The sequence below is a fragment of the Pseudomonas sp. MM227 genome, from assembly GCF_947090715.1.
Lineage (GTDB): Bacteria > Pseudomonadota > Gammaproteobacteria > Pseudomonadales > Pseudomonadaceae > Aquipseudomonas > Aquipseudomonas baltica.
In genome coordinates this window covers 3137225-3153970 of sequence record NZ_OX352319.1, presented here as the reverse complement: position 1 = coordinate 3153970, position 16746 = coordinate 3137225, and the positions used below count along the sequence as shown (strand labels likewise).

General features: G+C 62.4%; 21 protein-coding genes. 4 read left to right on the top strand and 17 right to left on the bottom strand.

Translation table 11 applies throughout. From position 1 onward, the window contains the following. The first annotated feature begins 71 nt into the window (after positions 1-71). Complete coding sequence (locus ONG87_RS14195; protein WP_264381476.1) at positions 72-521, top strand: hypothetical protein; 450 nt, start codon at positions 72-74, stop codon at positions 519-521. A gap of 88 nt (positions 522-609) precedes the next feature. Here ONG87_RS14195 and ONG87_RS14190 read toward each other — a convergent pair whose 3' ends face one another. Further along, positions 610-1941 (bottom strand): PLP-dependent aminotransferase family protein, encoded by a 1332-nt coding sequence (locus ONG87_RS14190; protein ID WP_264382863.1) that lies wholly within the window; start codon positions 1939-1941, stop codon positions 610-612. Positions 1942-2030: 89 nt separating this feature from the next. Here ONG87_RS14190 and ONG87_RS14185 point away from each other — a divergent pair, with 89 nt between their 5' ends. After that, positions 2031-2948, top strand: a complete 918-nt coding sequence (locus ONG87_RS14185; protein WP_264381475.1) for a DMT family transporter — start codon at positions 2031-2033, stop codon at positions 2946-2948. On the opposite strand, the gene ONG87_RS14180 is transcribed toward ONG87_RS14185, so the two are convergent. From ONG87_RS14180 to ONG87_RS14160, 5 genes are all read right to left on the bottom strand, one after another. Then, a complete protein-coding gene (locus tag ONG87_RS14180) occupies positions 2926-3150 on the bottom strand; it encodes a YgdI/YgdR family lipoprotein (protein WP_185794409.1) in 225 nt (74 codons plus the stop codon). The genes ONG87_RS14185 and ONG87_RS14180 overlap by 23 nt on opposite strands. 124 nt (positions 3151-3274) lie before the next feature. Continuing rightward, positions 3275-3643: a hypothetical protein gene (locus ONG87_RS14175; RefSeq protein WP_264381474.1), complete on the bottom strand. Its 369-nt coding sequence runs from the start codon at positions 3641-3643 to the stop codon at positions 3275-3277. Positions 3644-3740: 97 nt separating this feature from the next. Beyond that, positions 3741-4088, bottom strand: coding sequence for a type II toxin-antitoxin system ChpB family toxin (locus ONG87_RS14170; protein WP_185794411.1), 348 nt, complete (start codon positions 4086-4088; stop codon positions 3741-3743). Continuing rightward, positions 4085-4339, bottom strand: coding sequence for an AbrB/MazE/SpoVT family DNA-binding domain-containing protein (locus tag ONG87_RS14165; RefSeq protein WP_192137988.1), 255 nt, complete (start codon positions 4337-4339; stop codon positions 4085-4087). The genes ONG87_RS14170 and ONG87_RS14165 overlap by 4 nt, the downstream gene beginning before the upstream one ends. A 203-nt stretch (positions 4340-4542) precedes the next feature. Then, a complete protein-coding gene (locus tag ONG87_RS14160) occupies positions 4543-5154 on the bottom strand; it encodes a LysE family translocator (protein ID WP_264381473.1) in 612 nt (203 codons plus the stop codon). 240 nt (positions 5155-5394) lie between these two features. Here ONG87_RS14160 and ONG87_RS14155 point away from each other — a divergent pair, with 240 nt between their 5' ends. Then, positions 5395-5658, top strand: coding sequence for a CopG family ribbon-helix-helix protein (locus tag ONG87_RS14155; protein WP_122476172.1), 264 nt, complete (start codon positions 5395-5397; stop codon positions 5656-5658). After that, positions 5621-5911 (top strand): type II toxin-antitoxin system RelE/ParE family toxin, encoded by a 291-nt coding sequence (locus ONG87_RS14150; protein ID WP_122476170.1) that lies wholly within the window; start codon positions 5621-5623, stop codon positions 5909-5911. Before ONG87_RS14155 ends, ONG87_RS14150 begins: the two co-directional genes overlap by 38 nt. A gap of 66 nt (positions 5912-5977) precedes the next feature. On the opposite strand, the gene ONG87_RS14145 is transcribed toward ONG87_RS14150, so the two are convergent. From ONG87_RS14145 to ONG87_RS14095, 11 genes are all read right to left on the bottom strand, one after another. Further along, positions 5978-6760 (bottom strand): class III extradiol ring-cleavage dioxygenase, encoded by a 783-nt coding sequence (locus ONG87_RS14145; protein WP_264381472.1) that lies wholly within the window; start codon positions 6758-6760, stop codon positions 5978-5980. Between the two features lie 14 nt (positions 6761-6774). Then, the gene (locus tag ONG87_RS14140; RefSeq protein WP_192058050.1) at positions 6775-7410 is read right to left on the bottom strand and encodes a hypothetical protein; all 636 of its coding nucleotides are present in this window, start codon (positions 7408-7410) and stop codon (positions 6775-6777) included. Positions 7411-7598: 188 nt separating this feature from the next. Beyond that, a complete protein-coding gene (locus ONG87_RS14135; protein WP_264381471.1) occupies positions 7599-8750 on the bottom strand; it encodes an iron-containing alcohol dehydrogenase in 1152 nt (383 codons plus the stop codon). A gap of 48 nt (positions 8751-8798) precedes the next feature. After that, positions 8799-9413: an ANTAR domain-containing response regulator gene (locus tag ONG87_RS14130; RefSeq protein WP_185794417.1), complete on the bottom strand. Its 615-nt coding sequence runs from the start codon at positions 9411-9413 to the stop codon at positions 8799-8801. Between the two features lie 16 nt (positions 9414-9429). Beyond that, complete coding sequence (locus ONG87_RS14125; RefSeq protein ID WP_264381470.1) at positions 9430-10554, bottom strand: transporter substrate-binding domain-containing protein; 1125 nt, start codon at positions 10552-10554, stop codon at positions 9430-9432. Continuing rightward, entirely contained in the window at positions 10551-12071 is a 1521-nt protein-coding gene (locus ONG87_RS14120) for an amidase (protein ID WP_264381469.1), read from the bottom strand. The genes ONG87_RS14125 and ONG87_RS14120 overlap by 4 nt, the downstream gene beginning before the upstream one ends. Positions 12072-12083: 12 nt before the next feature. Then, complete coding sequence (locus ONG87_RS14115; RefSeq protein ID WP_185794420.1) at positions 12084-12788, bottom strand: ABC transporter ATP-binding protein; 705 nt, start codon at positions 12786-12788, stop codon at positions 12084-12086. After that, positions 12781-13506, bottom strand: coding sequence for an ATP-binding cassette domain-containing protein (locus tag ONG87_RS14110; protein ID WP_192058060.1), 726 nt, complete (start codon positions 13504-13506; stop codon positions 12781-12783). The genes ONG87_RS14115 and ONG87_RS14110 overlap by 8 nt, the downstream gene beginning before the upstream one ends. Further along, on the bottom strand, positions 13503-14534 hold the full coding sequence (locus tag ONG87_RS14105) for a branched-chain amino acid ABC transporter permease (protein ID WP_192058061.1): 1032 nt from the start codon (positions 14532-14534) through the stop codon (positions 13503-13505). Before ONG87_RS14105 ends, ONG87_RS14110 begins: the two co-directional genes overlap by 4 nt. Then, complete coding sequence (locus tag ONG87_RS14100; RefSeq protein ID WP_185794423.1) at positions 14534-15403, bottom strand: branched-chain amino acid ABC transporter permease; 870 nt, start codon at positions 15401-15403, stop codon at positions 14534-14536. Before ONG87_RS14100 ends, ONG87_RS14105 begins: the two co-directional genes overlap by 1 nt. A gap of 10 nt (positions 15404-15413) precedes the next feature. After that, positions 15414-16652: an ABC transporter substrate-binding protein gene (locus tag ONG87_RS14095; RefSeq protein ID WP_122476150.1), complete on the bottom strand. Its 1239-nt coding sequence runs from the start codon at positions 16650-16652 to the stop codon at positions 15414-15416. Between the last annotated feature and the right edge of the window lie 94 nt (positions 16653-16746).

The window sequence follows — 16746 nt, the reverse complement described above, 5'->3', positions numbered from 1 at the left end:
GTGGGAGCCACAGCCTGATCGGGAAATGGTAGATCGGTGTTCTGCCCAGTTTTGCTAATGCGGGGCTTCATATGATCCTTGTTCTTATTATTGGGATGCTTGCTTTTTGCTCCGGCTATTTGGTTTCCCTCGAAGATAGATTACAGAGGGACCGTACATTTCATCCTTTCGATGTACTCAACAATTTTCGGGCGTCGCCAAGGTGCCGAAAAAAAATGGCTTATGTGGGCATGTTGATTTTTGTCTTGGCAGGCGTGGTTTACCTTCTTGAGCCAGAGGTCATCTACTCATCCAGAGACAAGATCAAAGCATTGGGCGCGGTCATGCTTCTCTGGTCGTTCATGTTTTATGGCTACTGCCGCGAACTGGAGTTCAACAAGTCAGGAAGCTCGCCTGCGTCGCTGCAGTGCATGGACTGTGTTGAAGGAACAGAGTGGTATTCTTTGGCCCTTAAAGGGTTTTTGGCAACTTCCAAGGTCCTGGCTGTTTTTGCTTTTATGTATGCAATCAAACGTGTTTGATGGCCACACGCCCAAACTGACCTCATATCGCATGAGGCGGTCGAGTAGAACGACGTGGTCTCTCGTTTTCGTACCTGGGTGAACGAGATCAGATATACGCCCCCACCACCTGCTTCACGGTGCCCAGCGCCTCACCCAGGGCGTCCATGCTCACCGACCCAAGCGCCAGGCGTAGTGCATGAGGGACATGAACCGAGATCGAAAACGGCTCGGCCGTCGAGACCGACACATGCTCGCGCATCAGTTCCAGAGCGATTTGATCCGCCCTTGCATCCTCCGCCAACGGCAGCCATAGAAAGTACGAAGAGGGATGGCGCACCACCGGCAACCCTGACAACAACGTGTCAGCCAACGCCTGCCGGGCCTGCGCGTCCGCGCGCTTTTGCGTCTCCAGCGCGGCGACCGTGCCATCGTCGAGCCAGGCGCAGGTGATGGCGGTCATGACGCCGGGTGTGTTCCAGGTCGTGGCCTTGACCGTGCGCTTCAATGCGTCCACTCGATGCACAGGGGCTGCGACGAAGCCGACGCGCAAGCCGGTGGCGATGTTCTTGGAAAACCCTGACACGTAATACGTTCTTTCAGGCGCCAACTCAATGATGGGTGGCGGCGGATCTTGCGCCAGAAACGCGTAGGCTGCGTCTTCAATGATCGTCAGGTCATGCGCGCGGGCGATCGCCACCAAGCGCTCGCGCTGATCGGCAGGCAGCACCCAGCCCAATGGATTATGCAACGTGGGCATAGTGTACACGGCGCGCACCGAACGACGGCGGCAGAGCGAGGCGAGGGCATCGAGATCCGGCCCCTGTGCGGTGGCGGGAATGGGCACCACTTCAAGGTGCAATGTCTTGGCCAGCAACTTGAATCCAGGATAGGTCAACGCATCGGCCGCGATCACGTCTCCAGGTTTCAGCAATGCCATCAGGCTGACCGCCAAACCGTGTTGCGCGCCGCTGACAATCAGAATCTGCTCGGGATCCACCGTGACGCCACGGTGGATCAGATGACGGGCGATCGAGGCCCGTTCATGCAAGCGCCCCGCATGTGGCTGATAGCGTAAATGCGCTTCCAGATCGCCGGACAACGCCAGTTGGCGCAACGCACTGCGCAACAGTTCGGCCTGCCCCGGCATGGCGGGATAGTTGAAATTGAGGTCGATCACGCCTGCCGCGATGTCCGGCTGATCGATACCCTGGCCGGGCGGCAGTGAGGTTTCCCGCACGAACGTCCCGCGCCCGGTCTCGCCGCTGACCAGCCCCATGACCTCCAGTTCTGCATACACCCGGCTGGCGGTGACCAAGGCCAATCCATGGGTCGCTGCGAGTTGGCGGTGTGTCGGCAAGCGCGCGCCGGGAGGTAGACGCCCGGCGCGGATGTCGGCTGCAAAGGTATCTACCAGTGACTTGTACCGGGGACGAGCCATCTTGAAGTGTATCCATGACAATTTTTTGATTGTCACGATAGTCGGTCATACGATGCGCTACATGCAACCCGATATGGAGTGGACACTCAATGGAACGCACCTCTGACGTGCACAGCCAAGCGACAGCAAAACCCGCGAGTGGGGTGGTCAATGGTCTCATCGGTGTCGTGATCTTCAGCGGTTCGCTGCCCGCCACTCGCATTGCTGTGCTGGAATTCGACCCGGTATTTCTGACCGTGGCACGGGCAGCCATCGCCGGCGTGCTCGCGCTGTGCCTGCTTTTGCTGTTCAAGGAACGGCGACCGGCACGTCAGCAGTTATTGCCTTTGATCATTGTGGCAATGGGCGTTGTGATCGGTTTTCCGCTGCTGACTGCACTGGCGTTGCAGCACGTGACGTCGGCCCATTCCATTGTGTTCGTTGGCCTGTTGCCACTGGCGACTGCTGCGTTCGGCGTAGTGCGGGGTGGTGAGCGCCCTGGGGCGGTGTTCTGGTTTTTCTCGGTGCTGGGCAGTCTGATAGTCGTCGGGTTTGCCGTCACCCAAGGGCTGACAGCCTCGCCGACCGGCGACATTCTGATGCTCTTGGCCATTCTTGCCTGCGGCCTCGGCTACGCCGAAGGGGCAAAAATTTCCAAAACGTTGGGTGGTTGGCAGGTGATCTGCTGGGCGCTGGTGTTGGCGCTGCCGGTCGTGATGCCACCGACAGCATGGTTGGCGCCCGCTTCGTTTTCCGGCATCAGCACACCGGCGTGGTTGAGCCTGGCTTACGTGTCGATGTTCAGCATGCTGATCGGCTTCGTGTTCTGGTACCGCGGCCTGGTGCAGGGCGGCACCGCTGCTGTCGGCCAGCTACAACTGCTTCAACCATTTTTTGGCCTGGCACTGGCCGCGGTACTGCTGCACGAACAGGTCAGCCTTGGCATGTTCGGCGTCACCGTGGCGGTGATCCTCTGTGTCGCCGGGGCCAGGCGTTACGGCAGGATCAATCCTCTTCCTTCACGGTAGCCACTTCGTCTGCCTTGACCCTTACCTGCTTGCCCGAAACATCTTCGAACTCATAGAAGCCGTCTTTCGTTTTGGCGTCAGGTACATCCTTGGTGATGTACTGCGTCCCGTCCTGCAACGTAACGACCGTGTTGGTGGAGCAACCAGCCAACGTAGCCGCGCACAGGAAAGCAGTGCAATAGTAAAAAGCTTTCAGTTTCATGAGGTGACCTTCTTCGATCGATTCGCTGGGTTGCGGATGCTCTTCTTTGATGAGCTGCGGTGTTGTGAGTCGGGCGTTTTATACGCGTTGTGAGAATACCATCGACCTATTCACCACGACCCTTCTACTTGCACAGCTGCATGGCGAGGCTGTCGAACTCTCGGTCGAAACTGGCTTTTTCCGCTGCGCTCAAGAAGCCCTGCTGATGTACGAATTGGTCGGTTTGATGACGGACGGCTTCGACACGTTCGATCATACGGTCGGCTTGAGCTTGGCTGATCTTGCGGGCTTTTCGCGTGGTGCCGATGTCCGCGCTCAGAATGTTGGCTCGTACCGAGATGTGGGCCTGTCGAGGGTCGGTGATCTTGCCACCTATTTCGCCCACCAGCTCGCGCTGGGCTTTGATGTCGCAACTAGGTAGATCAAGACTCTGTTGAGCGGCCGATGCGTTCAGGCTCAAAGCCAATAGCGAAGCCAGGATGCTGTATTTCATGGGTCTTTCCAGTGTGGGCCGGTGGGTGTCGCTGCCGATAGTGCAGCGTATTTTCCAATGGATTCTTCCGCGAGGGCCGGCGCTGGTATTGTTTTCCTTACTCGATCAACACCTGAATGCGGGCCAGTACGTCGTCCATCACCACCTCGGGGACCGTCTCTACGCGTTTGCCTCCACGAGCCTCAAGGTCAACGGTGCGCAGTTGATTGCACAACACCACGCCTTGCGTCTCCGTGCCGGAACCGCTTAGTGGCACGGCAAAACCGGCATGGCGGGCAAAATCCCCGCCTTGGGTGATGGGTGCGATCAGCACCAAGCCCGATACGTTGAAGGCCGCAGGCGAAATGATCAGCGCTGGACGAAAATCGCCTTGCTGCTCACGGCCGGCGGTGGGGTTCAGGTTCAGGCGCACAATATCGCCACGGTTGAATTTGGCCCGCCTCACGCCTCACGCCCAACGGCCGACATGGCATTCCACGCTGCCATGTCGGCAGGTTCCGGTGCGCTCAAGTCACACTGCGCCATCAGCTCGGCCAGCGAGTAATGCGGCTTGGCTTTCGCAGGCTTGAGGGTCATCACCTCGGCGGACACATCGAGTTTCAGCACATCGCCGCTGACCAGATTCATCATCTTGAGCACAGTTGCTGGTAGGCGAATCGCCGCGCTATTGCCCCACTGCTGCACTTTGACTTCCATGGCAACCTCCTGAAAAAGTGTACACATTGTAGATACGTGTCGAGTCAGTCGCAAGCGTTTTGTATAAACATAGTATCTACAATGCTAGCTCAAAAGCGTGTCGTGAAACCGTCGCATACATACCGCATATCCTAAGACTGGGCCATCAGGAAATAGCCCAATACATCGCCGGAATGCTAATACGCGGATGACTTTCCAACACCTCACACCGGCGCCGGGCTCTGCAACAACGGATACAACGACAGCACCAGCAACGCCGCCATGCCCCAGTTGAACAAGCGCAACCAGCGCGGCACGCGCAGGACGTTGCGCAACACGCTGCCAAAACCGGCCCAGACGCACACGCTCGGCAGATTGACCAGTGCAAACACCGCAGCGATGACCACCACGTTATAAACGTAACCCTGCGCCGGCACATAGGTGGTGATGGCGCCAACCGCCATTACCCAGGCTTTAGGGTTGACCCATTGAAAGGCGGCGGCGCCGAGGAAGGTCATGGGTGTGCTGTTCTGTTCTCCCGCCTCGCTAATGCTGCCCGAGGTGGCGATGCACCATGCCAGGTAAAGCAGGTAGGCCGCGCCTATCCAGCGCAGTGCGGTGTAGGTCCAGGGCACGGCGGTGAATATTTCACCCAGCCCCAGTCCGACTGCCAGCACCAGCAGCATGAAACCCAGGCTGATGCCCAAGGCATGGGGAATGGTGCGCAGGAAACCGAAGTTCACCCCCGAGGCCAGCAGCATGGTGTTGTTCGGGCCTGGGGTGATGGACGACACCAGAGCGAAAAGGGCGAAGGCAGGCAGCAGGTCGATGAGCATGTCCGTATGGTCTCTGGGTTGTTGTAGCAGTGAAACTACCTGACGAATTGGCAAGTAATACCGTACAGCCAGTGGTGATTTAACCAGTACACACCAGGCTTTTCAGCAGCCTGGTATTCGAAAGCAGCAGCTGACTTCCGGATCAGTCACGACAGGGATTGCTCAAGCAGCTTCCAATCGGTAGTGTGTACGTTGCGCGTAAACGTATACATCGTAAACAAACGTCCCAGGAGTACTGCCATGGGTTCGCCCGTTCTTTCTTTCCGTGTGGAAGCCGAGCTGATCGATCAGCTTGATCAGCTCGCCGAAGCCACCGATCGAGATCGTCAATACCATTTGAAACGTGCTTTGGCTCGCTATGTGGAATCCGAGTCGTGGCATTTCCGTGCTGTAGCCGAAGGCATCGCAGATGCAGAGGCAGGCAATCTGGTCGATTTGGATGCCGTAAAGGCTAAGTGGGTGGCGCGTGCCGAAAGTCGCATTAACCAGCAAGGCGGCGAGTGATCTCGATGGTATTCATGAGCACTACGAAGTGCTCAGAGGACCTGAAAAAGCAGAAGAAACCATTTTTCAGATGTTGGATGGTTTGAGCCAGCTGGAGGCGTTTCCTCAACTGGGCAAGGCGTCGGGCATCCCCGATTGCCGTGAGTTGATCTTTGCGAAGTATCCCTACCGTGCGATCTACACCCTGAAAGGCAATGCCATTCTGGTGTATCGAATCTTGCACCAACACGCAGAGCGCAGTGAGGATTGGTAGCGGAACGTTCCACTTCGGCAGGGCTGGCCATTCCAGTGGCCGCCCGTGTAGCTCACGCTTGCTGCTTTACGTGAACAAATAACTGTCCATCGCCAACACCCCATACTCCACGCCGCCCTCGATCACCCGCGTTTCATACTGCTCACCCGCCGCGCCGAGTGCGATGAACAACGGCATGAAGTGCTCGTCCGTGGGGTGCGCGCGTTCTGCGGAGGGGGCGTATTGCCGGTAGTCCAGCAGCGCGTGCAGATCACCCGAGGCCAGGGTCTTCGCCGTCCAGGCGGCGAAATCCTTGACGTATTGCGCGCCATGGGGCGTTGCGCCACGGAATTCGTAGAGGTTGTGCGTCAGGCTGCCGGACGCCACGATCAGTACGTTCATGTCGCGCAGTGGTTGGAGCGCCTGGCCGAGCTTCCAGGCCTGATGAGTATCGAGCGCAGCGGGCATGGAAATTTGGATGACCGGTATGTCCGCGTCCGGCGCCAGATACAGCAGCGGTACCCAGGCCCCGTGGTCCAGGCCCCGCTCGGCATCCAGGCGGGATTGCCAGCCGCCGGCCTGCAGCATGTCGACGATCCGCGCGGCCAGGGCCGGTGCGCCCGGTGCTGGGTATTGAATCCGATACAGGGCGTCGGGGAAGCCGCCGAAATCGTGAATCGTCGGCGGGGCTGCACTAGCGGTCACGCGGATGTCGCCGCGGGTCATCCAGTGCGGGGAAAGAATGACGATGGCGTCGGGCCGCGTCAGCTCACGACCCAGCTCGGCCAGGTGTTTGCCAGCCAGGCCGGGCTCGACCGCGAACATGGGGGAACCGTGGGACACGAACAGTACGGGCGATCGAATAGTCATCAGCGGACTCCACATCAAGACGTTGCGGTTTGAGGACTCCAGCTTTCGCCAAGCCGGCATTTGACCCAATACTCGAAGCTGGCGCACAGCCAGATGCCATATGCCAGCAACTCCACACCTTCTTCAGCCGTGGTTTTCGCCAGGCGCTGGTAGCCGTCACCCATGACCTGGTGCCAGAACGCACCCATGCCGAAGATCCTGGAAAAGATCAGCACCGCGAAGCCCGTGGCCAGCGCGGCGAACGTTGGCGTGCGCAGGAAAGCGCCCAGGGACTGCAGGGTTTGCCGTCTGTGCCTGGCACTTGCCGCCTTGCCTATGGCGACTGCAGCGATAGCCAGGAACGGCCACAGCCACGCACTGTGGCTGATGGGGTCGAACAGGCCGTCCAGCTCTCGGGTCAGCAGGCAGGCGAAAAATCCTGCGGCGAGGTATTCGAAGCCGCCTTTGCGGGCCGGTCCCGGTGCGCTCCAGAACAACAGGGCGCACAGCGCGAGCATGAGCTCCTGGGTGATCTCGGTAAACGATATTTCAAGGATATCGGTATGAAAGACTGCGATGTCCAACCACACCATGGCAAACGACAAGCCAGCAATCGAACATTTGGCCAAAGCGAACAGAAGCGAGTATTTCAAATCAGGGCGGGCGTACACGTGAAGCTCCAAAGCGAGACAGTTGCTATAAGTCGCGCATATAAACGTCTGGCACCGCGAAAAGAAAGCGGACTTTCACGATAGTAAACATTGATGGAGTTGATGCGATGGGTTGCTCGCAGGCAGACAGCCCCTTGGTATGGGGCTGTCTGCCGTGCAGCACGGGAGGCGCGGTGTTCGGCCGCGACCTAGAACGCCGCGGTATAGATCGCCAGTGCATCGGCCTCGCTGACTTCGCGCGGGTTGTTGACCAGCAGGCGCTGTTGCAGCATTGCGCTGCGAGCCAGTTCCGGCAGGCTCTCGCGGGTCACTCCGGCATCACCCAGGCGCAGCGGCAGGCCGGTGGCCATATGAAGCCTGAGCAGTTCGTCGATGAACTGCTGCGCCGCATCGCCCGGTTGCAGGCGATCGCCCAGCACCAAGGGCGCCAGCTCGGCGTACAGGCCCTGGGCGGCCGGCAGGTTGAAGCGCAGCACTTGCTGCAGTACCAGCGCATTGGACAGGCCGTGGGGCAGGTGGAAGCTGACGCCCAGTGGGTAGGCCAGGGCGTGCACGGCCGCGACGGGTGCGTTGGCGAAGGCCTGGCCGGCCAGGCAGGCACCCAGCAACATCGCCTGGCGGGCTTCCAGGTCCTGCGGTTTATTGACCGCGCGTTCCAGGTTCGCCGCCAACAGGCGCAAGGCTTCGCGCGCCAGCAGGTCGGAGAGCGGGTTCTTGCGGTGCTTGCTGGTGTAGGCCTCGATGGCATGCACCATGGCGTCGATGCCGGTGGCAGCGGTGACCGGGGCGGGCAGGCCGATGGTCAATTGCGCGTCGAGAATTGCCAGGTCCGGCAACAGCTGGTTCGCCACCACGCCGGACTTGCCGGTGGCCGTGGTGACGATGGAGATGGGCGTGACTTCCGAACCCGTGCCCGCGGTGGTGGGTACCTGAATCAATGGCAAACGCGGGCCGGTGGCCTGGTTCACGCCGTAGATGTCGCTCAGGCTCTGCCGCTGCCCAGGGTGTGCCAGGTAGGCGACCAGTTTGGCGGTGTCCATGGAGCTGCCGCCGCCGAAGCCGACGATCAGGTCGGCTTGCATGCCCCGGGCCTGCTCGGTGGCTGCCAGCACCAGGGCCTCTGCCGGATCGGCGAGCACGTCGCTGTACACCGCCAGTTCGATGCCCGCAGTGGCGAAGCCCGGCAGCACGCTGTCGAGCAGGCCGTGCTTGAGGATGCCGGCATCGGTGACCAGCAATACCCGCTGGGCGCCGCGGCTGACGCACTGTTCGGCCAGGGCGGCGGCACTGCCGGTGGCGCAGATGAGGTGGGCAGTGCTGCTGAAGGTGAATCCTTGCATGGGGTGACCTCGTATTCTTGTGGTTGGGGGCGCTGTTTCAGCGCAGGGCTACGGCAGCGGCGGTTCGGGTTCGGCAGGTTGATCGGCATCGATGATCTGCTGGGCGATGGCCTCCATGCTGGTGCGGCGCGTCATGGCTTCGCGTTGCAGGCGCCGATGGGCATCGTTCTCGCCCAGGCGATGGCGCGCCATCAACAGCGCCTTGGCCATGGAGATTTTCGACACGGCCGGTTGCCGGCTTTGCAGCTTGCGCAACTCGGCGAGCATGTCGATGCGCGCCCGCCAGGCGGCCCGCGCCATCAGCAACTGGGTCAGCAGGCCGAAGGGCCGCAGGGGCCGCTCGATGACCGCCGCCGGTTGCGTCTCCAGCACCAGTTGCAGCATCGACGGGTTCTCGTAACCGACCACGGCGATGATTGGCGGCGCCTGCTCGCTCAGGCCTTCCACCAAGGTTTGCGTGTTCAACCGCTGGCTCAGTTCCACGGCCAGCAGCACCACGTCGACCGCTTCGGGCAGCGTGGTGGGCACCGGCCAGCGTTGTTCGACGATGCAGCCGATGCGCTGCAGTTGGTCGAGCACGATGCGTGCCTCACCGTCCTGTGGGTGAATCACCAGTACGCGCAGGCCCTTGAGTTCGCGCAGCAGGGACGGCGCGCTGGTCATCTCGGCCTCCGGCAGGTCATGGCTGCACGTCCATCTGGTAGTCGACCATATAGGGGCTCGGCTGCACGGCTTCGGCGCTCTCCAGCACCAGCTGGAATCGCCGTCGCTGGTCGAGCCGGGCGATGCGCGGCCACAGCCAGGTGTGCTGGGTCTGGGCGTCGATCTGCACGGTGCCTTGAGGCGCCTCGAAGCTTGCCCCGGCCAGTGCTTCGCGCAGGGCCTGCACTGAGTCATCGGACGCGCGGCGCGCGGCTTGCGCGAACAGGTGAACCTGAAAGTAGGCCGCTTCGGCACCCGAGGTAATCGCGGCGTGTTCGCCGAAGCGCGCACGGTAGCGTGCCACGAACGCCTGGCTGGCCGGCGTCTGCAAGGTCGAGAACCAAGGCGCGGCGGAGATGTGGCCTTCGGCTTCCTCGTCGCTCATGGCTTGCACGTCGACCTCGTTGGTGGCCAGGCTGACGATGGGCAGGCGTGCAGGATCGAAACCCGCCTGGCGGTAAGCCCGGTGCAGCGAGGGAATGTCGCTGCCGACGATGGTCGAGTAGATGGCGTCGGGTGTGGTCTCGCGCACCCGCTGCATGACCCGGTCGAAATCCTCTGCCGTGGCGTGGAACGGCAGGTAGATCTCGTCGACGATCTCGCCGCCCGCCTGCTCGAACAGCTCGCGCATGATGCGGTTCGATTCGTAGGGGTAGACATACGAACCGCCCACGAACAGCACGCGCCCGCCATAGGTCTGCAGGACGTAGCGGGCCAGTTGCAGCGAGTTCTGGTTGGGGGCCGAGCCGGTGTAGAAGCAGTACGGCGAGTATTCGAAACCTTCGTACAACGTTGGATAGAACAGCAAGCGCCGACGGCTTTCGACCACCGGCAGCACGACCTTGCGCGTGCTCGACATGTGCGTGCCGAACAGCACCTGCACCTGATGGTGGTCGCACAGGTGCAGTGCGCTGTCGCGGTAATCGTTCGGGTCGGCGCCGGGGTCGCCGTCGATGGCCAGCAGGCGCCGGCCGTCGAGGCCGCCGCTGTCATTGATTTCGGCGATGGCCAAGTGCGTGGCGTTGGCCTGGGCGGTTTCCGACGCCGCCGTCAGGCTGGCCCGGGAAAACAGCAGGCCTACCTTGTAGTCTTCGCCGCTCATGAGGTCAGGCTTTCCCAATCGATATGCTGTTCGAAGTGATGCGCAGCCTGGTAAAGGGTCGCCTCATGGTAATCGCGGGCTATGAGCATGAGTCCCACCGGCAACCCTTGCGCCAGCCCGCAGGGAATCGACAGGGCCGGGTGGCCGGTCACATCGAACGGGGCGGTGTTGGCGTTCATTTCCAGGGCACGGGTGACCCAGGTTGCGGGTGTGGCATCGACTGCGGGAAGCTTGGGCGCCTTGAGCGGCACGGTCGGCATCAGCAGCAGATCGTAGCGGGCCAACTGCTCGTCGTAGGCGGCGCGCAGCTGGCGTGCGGCGTTCTGCGCCTTTGCATAGTACTGGCCGGCGAACCGCTGATGGGCATAGTGGCCTGCCAGCAGGGAGGTTTTCAGATCGTGAGGGAAGGCGTCGGCCTGCTGTTGCCAGTCTTGTTGCGCGCGCATCAGGCTCTCCACGTACAAGCCCTTCCAATTGGAACCGTAATTGTAGCCGCGCAGCAGCTGCGTGGTGCCCTCCACGGCAATCGGTGTCCAGATGGCATGGCCCAGTGCGTGCAGCGGGATGGAAACCTCTTCCACCAGCGCGCCCCATTGGGCGAACAGACCGGCGGCGCGGCGCACGGCGGCGTCGACATCAGCTTCGGAATTGGCGTGGCCGAAGCCCTCGCTGACTACGCCGATGCGCAGGCCCGCAACACCTGCGCCCAGGGCCTGGGTATAGGCCTGCACCGGCATCTGCCGATCCTGGCGCGGATCCAGGCCGTCGGCGCCGGCCAGCACCTCGAGCATCAGTGCGTTGTCGGCCACCGTGGCGCTCATGACGCCAGCGTGGTCCAGGGTCATTTCGATGGGCATGATGCCGGTGTAGGGCACCAATCCGTGGGTCGGCTTCATGCCGTAGATGCCCGAGTAGGCCGCTGGAATGCGCACCGAGCCGCCTTGATCGGTGCCGATGGCCAGGTCCACTTCACCGGCGACGATCAGCGCGGCGCACCCCGACGACGACCCCCCGGTCGAATGCCCTGGGTTGCGCGGGTTGTGCACCGCGCCGGTGGCGTTGGTGTGGCTGCTGCCCGAGACGCAGAAAAACTCGCAATGGGCCTTGCCCAGAATGCTGCCGCCGGCGTCCAGCACGCGCGTGGCCACGGTGGCGTCGACATCGGGCACGTAACCCTGCAGGGTCGACGAACCATTCATCATGGGCACACCGGCCAGGCAGATGTTGTCCTTGAGGGCAATGCGCTTGCCGCTCAGGGTGCCGTCGGCAGCGCCGTGCAGGTCGGTGCGCACGTACCAGGCGTTGTAGGGGTTTTGCGCCGGGGCGGGAATCTGTCCGGCATTCCTGGGATACCGCTGCGGCAGGCTGACCGGTTGCAGCTGATCCAGGCGGTCATAGTCCTGCCAGACCGCTTCGAGGATGTCGGCATACTGCGCCAGTAACGGCGCTGGCAGATGCAGGCCCAGTTGGTTGCCGGTTTCGGCAAGCTCGACCTGGGTTGGACGTTGAATGGACATGACGATGAATCCTTAAGAATGAAAGCCCATGAAACGCTCGGCAAGCGCTTCGGTGGTGGTGCTGGCAGGGTCGACTTCATCGACCAGTCGACCGTTCTCGATGATCAGGATGCGATCGGCCAGCGCCGTCAGGAAGTCGATGTCCTGCTCCACCAGAATGATCCCCAGGCCCTGTTCGCGACGCAGGCGCTGCAGGGTTTCGATGATCTCGTCGCAGATGGAGGGCTGGATGCCCTCGGTCGGTTCATCGAGCAGAATCAGCTTCGGGTTGCCGCACAGGCAGCGAGCCAGGGCCAGCAGCTGTTGTTCGCCGCCCGACAACGCGCCGCCGGGCTGGTCGAGCAGCCGTTGCAGCCGCGGGAAATACGTCAGGATCCGCTCGATGGTGGCGCCGGCCTCGGCGAAGTGCTTCACGCAGCCCATGCGCAGGTTTTCACCCACGGTGAGAAACGGAAAGATCTGCCGGCCCTGGGGCACGTAGCCGATGCCGGCGCGTGCGCGTTGGCTGGCATCGGCGCGGCTCAGGTCGTGGCCGGCGAACCGCACGCTGCCTGACAGCGCCGGCAACTCGCCGATCAGCGCGCGCAGCAGGGTGGTCTTGCCCATGCCGTTACGGCCGAGCACGCCGATGCAGCTGTCGGTGGCGCTGCGCAGACCGATGTCGCGCAACACCGGCACGCGCCCGTAGCCGGAACACAATCCGTTGACTTCAAGCATGTTTGATCTCCTGTTTGCCCAGATAGGCTTCGCGCACCAACGGGTCCTGGGTCACCTCGGCAAAGCTGCCCTGGGCGAGAATTGCCCCCTGGTTGAACACGGTGACCGTGCCGGCGATCAGGCGAATGAACTCCATGTCGTGCTCGACCACCACCACGGTGCTGTGTGCATTGATCTCCTTGATCAGCTCGGCGGTCTTGCGCACTTCCTGATAGGTCATGCCGGCGGCCGGCTCGTCCAGCAGCACCAACGTCGGCCGCGAGGCCAGGATCATGCCCAGCTCGACCCATTGACGCTGACCGTGGGCCAGGTCGCCGACCAGACGATGACGGTACTCGGCCAGGTCGATGCGCCGCAGGGTGTGTTCGGCGCTTTGCCGGGCCTGATCGGCGCTCTGCGTACGGCTGGCGGCCAGCCGCAGGTTCTCGAATACATCCAGGCCGTCGAACACGCTGGGCGTCTGGGTCTTGATGCCGATACCCATGCGGGCGATGCGGTGCGGGGGCAGGCCGCTGATGCGCCTGGCCTGAAAGTGGCAGGTGCCGTGGGTCGGCTTCAACTGCCCACTGAGCAGTTTGAAAAAGGTGCTTTTACCCGCACCGTTGGGGCCGATGAGGCAGCGCAGCTCACCGCTGTGAAGGGTGAAGTCCACTGCCTTGACGGCGTGAACACCCCCGAAACTGACGCCTAGGCCCTGGGTTTGCAGTAGCACGCTCATACGACGCTCTCCGGTGGCACGACAGGGCTGGGCGCCGGGCGGCGCTTGAAGAGGCGCGAGGCCAAAGCCCCCAGGCTTGGCAGCAGGCCGCGCGGCAGCAGCATGACGAAGGTCAGCAGAATCGCGCCCAGCACCAGGCCGCTGTCCACCGTTTGCTGTTCACCCAGTCGCGCCATCAGTGCCTGCAGGCCGATGCACGCCAGGATCGGCCCGAACAAGGTGCCGCGGCCGCCGACGATGACCCAGATGATGATCTGCGCCGACTGTGCCAGGCCAAACACGCCCGGGCTGACGAACGCACCCCAGTTGGCGAACAGGCATCCGGCCAGCCCGGCAATGCCGCCGCCCAGGCTGAACACGATCAGCTTGTGCAGGCGCGTGTCGTAGCCCAGCAGCCCGGCACGCTGCTCGTTTTCACGGATGGCCACGACCACCTTGCCGAAGCGGCTGGCGAGCAGCCCGCGCAGGCCCAGGTAGCAGAGAATCAAGGCGCCGCCGATCACCTGGAACAGAGTTTCAGGTTCCAGCACGCGCTGCGGATCGAACGGCACGTTGAGCGTCGGGATCGCCGGAATGCCATTGAAACCACCCAGCAGCGCGCTGCCGATGTGGTATTCGCTGCCCGAGGTGGAGTTCATCACGTTGAACAGAATCAACGTCACCGCCAAGGTGATCACGCCCAGGTACACATCACTGATGCCGCCATAGAACATGAAGTAGCCCATGGCCGCGGCGAACAGTGCGGGTACGGCAATAGCCAGCAGCACCGGCCAGGTGCTGTCGCCGATGTTCAGCACGCCGATGGCATAGGCATAGGCGCCCAGGCCGAAGAACGCAGCCTGGCCGAAACACAGGATGCCGCCAAAGCCCCAGATGAACGCCAGGCTCAGCGCCAGCAAGGCCATGACCAGGTAGATGGTCAGCGAGAGCAGGGTGAACAGGTCCAGCCACTGCGGTAGAACGCCGACCAGCACGGCCGCGAGCACACAGCCCAGCACCGGCAGCAGATCACGAAATGCGACAGGCATCAGAACGCCCTCCGAAAGAAACGACCGGTGATGCCTTGGGGCAACACGCGGATCAGCACGATGGCGGCCAGCAGCAGGGCCACTTCACCGAACACCGGGGTACTGAAGAAGGTCACCACTTGGCTGATGACGCCGAACGCGCCGGCCGCACTCAGCGTGCCGGTGATGACCGCGCTGCCGCCGCCGATCACGGTGATGAAGGCCTTGGCGATGTAGCTGGCGCCCAGCGTCGGGATCACACCGGTGAGTGGCGCGAGGACCGCGCCGCCGAGCCCGGCCAAAGCCGCACCCAGGCCAAAGGTAAGGCTGTAGATGCGCCCGGGGTTGGCGCCCAGGGCGGCGGCCATCTTGGCGTTCTGCATGGTCGCCCGCGCGCACAGGCCAAACTGGGTGAAGCGCAGCAGCGCCCACAGGCCCAGCAGGACCGCCACGGCCACGGCAATCACGAACAGTCCGTAGCCACTGGTTTGATAGGCGCCCAGGGTAATGCCCGGCAACGGTGAGCTGATGCCCACCGTGGTGTTGCCGAACAGCATGGTCGCCGCACCGGTCAGCCCCAGGCTCAGGCCCCAGGTGGCCAGCATGGTGTCGATCATGCGGCCGTAGAGGTGGCGTATCAGCAGGCGCTCGACCAGCATGCCGAACAGGCCCACGGTGAGCGGCGCCAGCACCAGGATCGAGATCCAGATCGGCACGTGCCAGTGGTGGGTGGCCAGGACGGCCACGTAACCGCCGAGCATCATGAACTCGCCGTGCGCCAGGTTGATGATCTTCATCATGCCGAACACCACCGCCAGGCCGATGCTGAGCAGCACCAGCGTGGCGATGGCGCCGACTATCTGCAGGGAAAAAATCGCAGCCCAATCCATGTCCGTCTCCTTACAGCGCGATGCTGTATTGCTTGGCATCACGGGGGTTCTTGATCAGGTCGCAAACCGCGGCGGTGTCCGAAGGGGCCTGCTGGGCAAAGCTTTCAACCACCTCCAGGCGGCGATCGCGCACCTCGGCGATGTGCACGTCCAGAATGCAGTGGTGGGTGGCCGGGTCGATGCTGACCTTGCCGCTGGGCAGGTCCAGGCTGATGCCTTTCTCCAGCGCTTCGATGACCGCCATGCGTTCGATCGAACCGGCCTGGCGCACGCCCTCGGCCCACAGCATCATGCCCTGGTAGGCGCCCATGGCCAGTTCGGTGATGTACGGGTAGTCGGCGCCGAAGCGCTTGTGGAAGCGTTCGACGAACGCCGTGTTGAGCGGGGTCTGCAGTTCCTGCACGTAGTTCTGGCAGATCAGGATGCCGTTGCACTCTTCGGGCGAGAGCACGATGTGCTCGTTGCCACCGGCGAAGGTGGTCGAGGCGATCGGCAGCTTGCCGGTCATGCCAGCGGCCTTCCACTGGCGGTAGAACGACATGTGCGCGCCGCCGACCAGGGCCGACCAGACGAAGTCCGGCTTGGCTTCCTGGATCTTCGAAATGGTCGCGCCGAAGTTGGTCACGTCGAGCGGGAAGAACTCGATACCCACGCTCGAACCGCCGGCCTGCTCGACGTACTTCTTCACCCAGGCGGTGACGATCTGCCCGTAGTTATAGTCCGCCGCCACGATGTAGACCTTCTTGCCCCACTTCTGGGTCACGTGGGACACCAGCTTCTCCACGGTCTGCCCCGGCGTCACGCCGGTGCCGAAGAAGTTGCGATCGCACACGCCGCCTTCGTACTGGTTGTCGTAGAAGTACAGCGTCTTGTAGCGGTCCAGTACCGGCCGTACCACTTCGCGTGACGCCGAAGTGATGCCCGCGTGCACCACGGCAGCGCGATCCTTGAGCGCCGCCTGCTGGGCGTACTGCGCATACAGCTGCATGTTGGACTGGGTGTCGTACTTGATCAGATTCAACGGCCGACCGAGCAGGCCGCCCTGGGCATTGAGTTCCTCGGTGGCGAATGTCAGCGCGTCCACGATCGGCTTGCCATAGATGTCCAGGCCACCCGAGCTGTCGTACAGCGAGGCGATCTTGATGGCGTCGTCGGCGGCGAAGGCCGACAGGCTCTTGAAGCTCAGCGCCGACAGTGCGGCAGCGGAAATGGCGGACGAACGCAGGAAGGTACGACGATTGATAGCCATGCTCAGTGCTCCTGGAACCAGCCCTGCGTGCCATCGCCTGCCGGTTTGCGCACAGCCGAAGGGGCTGCCCGTGCAAGCACCGGGAAACAGGAAT